3 protein-coding genes are annotated in these 2,441 nt (G+C 34.5%); all 3 read left to right on the forward strand.

The features are described 5' to 3' along the window. A partial coding sequence (locus AB3H93_RS14080; protein WP_368020733.1) for a primase C-terminal domain-containing protein occupies positions 1 to 636 on the forward strand: 636 nt, incomplete at its 5' end. Positions 637 to 820: 184 nt separating this feature from the next. After that, a complete protein-coding gene (locus AB3H93_RS14085) occupies positions 821 to 1,126 on the forward strand; it encodes a hypothetical protein (protein ID WP_010738086.1) in 306 nt (101 codons plus the stop codon). Between the two features lie 857 nt (positions 1,127 to 1,983). Then, positions 1,984 to 2,241 (forward strand): hypothetical protein, encoded by a 258-nt coding sequence (locus AB3H93_RS14090; RefSeq protein WP_128436235.1) that lies wholly within the window; start codon positions 1,984 to 1,986, stop codon positions 2,239 to 2,241. The last annotated feature ends 200 nt before the right edge of the window (positions 2,242 to 2,441 follow it).

Raw genomic sequence — 2,441 nt, forward strand, 5'->3', positions numbered from 1 at the left:
GGACAAGAAACTTGTGAGTATAACATGTTTGAATTTAACGAACGCTTAAATGAACCGTTGTCTGAAGGCGAAGTGCGAAAGATTGTCAAAAGTGCGTATTCTGGAAATTATCAAGCAGCCAATCGTGACTTTGTTTTAGAATTATGCCAGGAATGGGTAGCTTCGGATATTCAAGAAAACGAGTTGTTTATCCAACGTCGTGGGTGGTGGAAGTTTAAGAAATCACGTGAGCAACGCCAATACAGTCATAAAAAGGAATGGCAAGAAGATATCATGCGTTATTTGAGCGAAAAAAGTGATCTTCGTATGCCTTATTTAAAACTGTCCAAAAAAGAATTGGCGGAACAATTGAACATGCCTTTAAGAAGTCTGGATCGTGCATTAAGTTCCTTAAAGCAAGAACACAAAGTGTTCTACAATGTCAAAAAAGGGCGTGGTGGCGGACTTTTACTTGCTTCAGTACGTGTATTATTCACAAGTTTGATCCAAGCGAAGAAAGAAGAAAAAGAAGCCTTTATTCAAGGAATCATTGCGCAGTTTAAGATAACAATCGATGAATGGACAAGTACAATTCACCAGCTCCTACCTGAGAAAGAAGCCAAAGAAATCAGGCTATTTGAAGTCGATACAGGTTGAAAAAATAAAAGACGCCAATTGCCTTTTACAATATATCTTTGATACTTCTAGCGGTTCCCTTAGTCTATTTAGTTATGTCTGAGAGTCTCTCTTGGTCTTTTGCTGTTTCTCTTTAATTATTTTGCTAGTTATATGTTATTATTACGTATGTAATGATGGTTAGCTATCTGAAGGAGGGGTTTTTATGTCTATGAAGTTGTATGTGTACTCTCATGCGGTAAATGTGTATATCTTGCGGTATTTAGGTATGCCAGTGGAGCAGTTTTGTGAACTTTATGGCTTTAATCAAGGTACGGTGGCTAGTTGGGTAACAAGGGAGCGTTCGGTAGAGACGTTGCCTGCGTCGTTTATTTATGCTTTGTCCTTGGCTTCTAGTCATAATATGGGGGAAATCTATGAAGAGTTGTTGAAGCTACAAGAAGACTATTATTGTTATCGTGAACGTGTAGGATTCAAGAAGGGAAAGAAAGTGAAAAAACGCTTAGATTGATTTTTGATAAATTTTATTATATTACAATTATTACAAATAGAATTGTTTATTTTATCATATATCGTAATTAGAAATCTATTAGATAAAATCATAATCGTTGGTTTTGGTTTCAAAATCGTAAATAAAAGGATCAAAAAGAACTTTTGTTCCTGTTTTAGTTTTGTGCTATGCTTTTTTTGTAAAGATTTTTACTAAAAAACGATTTATTATCTTTTGTTAATTGATTGAGCAGCTGTTCATTCATGAGTAAATGATTTTGTGAGTAAAGGAGGATGAAAGTCTACTGTTATCGACTTTTTGGAAGTGCAGAAAAATAAAATGATGAATTTATTTGCAGATTGTGAATGAATATGTTATCGTTTTTTTAGAAATTTTCAAATTAGAATGAATTTAAAAGTAAATATACTTTTTTTGTTGTGATGCGTTGTTGTGCAATGTAGAGCCCAACAAAAAAAGGAGTGGTTTAGAAATCTCGCTGAGAAAGAGCGCCAACTCTTTCAAAGGTCATAGATTTCTACCCCGACCGTTATCGAAGCTAACGGTGCTACTCCTTTTTGAGTTACAGGTTTCCCTGCAACATGAACAATAATACCATAAAATTAAGTCAATGAACAATCTTGTATTTTATACTTGTTGTAGTTTTTTTTCTTTTATGGTGCAGTGTATCTAAAAATTTTTTTAGTTGTACTGTTGCTTTATTGTCGTGTTTTAAGCGAGATTCTGTAGTTAAGAAAGAGAGAGACTGTTATTGCTTCTTTGGAGGTAGTAGCTAGTTTCTCTCTTTTTTTGTTGGGTTCCACATTGTTCAACAAAAAGTGGAACAATAATAGTTTGAGACTTTTGAAGTGGAGGAAACAATGTTTGGAAAATTTTGTACAGTTGAGGATCTGAAACGTCAAGCAATTACAATTAAGCTTTATAACAACAGTGTTTGGGCTAATTTAGGGGACGGACGATTTATTAATCGTCAATCAAAGCAAATTCGACCAATTTCTATGCTTTATCGTTCCACTCGAACGGTTGTTGGTGTGAATTATCAAGTGATTGCAAAGCGTAAAAAGAAGCGAGAAGGACTCTTGTTTCTGGAGAAACCTTACAAGACAAAATACATGTAAGAACGGAAAGATTTTTCTTGTTTGCAAGTAAATCTCTTTACTTGTGAACACCCTTGGTCCTTGAAAATTGAATAAAAAGAACACAGTTTAAGGGGGTAAGAAAACCGTCTGTTTTCTAAATTAGGAGGTGTAAAAGATTTAGAAGGAGATAAGAATGTTTTCTTGCTAGTCGTAGATATTCTTGCTGTCTAATCTACGGT

This window comes from Enterococcus sp. C74, assembly GCF_040887125.1.
GTDB classification, from domain to species: domain Bacteria; phylum Bacillota; class Bacilli; order Lactobacillales; family Enterococcaceae; genus Enterococcus_B; species Enterococcus_B hirae.

Excerpts from the sequence above, each read along its gene's own strand:
- AB3H93_RS14085 (WP_010738086.1), top strand. The coding sequence starts at position 821 with ATGTCTATGAAGTTGTATGTGTACTCTCATGCGGTAAATGTGTATATC.
- AB3H93_RS14090 (WP_128436235.1), top strand. The coding sequence starts at position 1,984 with ATGTTTGGAAAATTTTGTACAGTTGAGGATCTGAAACGTCAAGCAATT.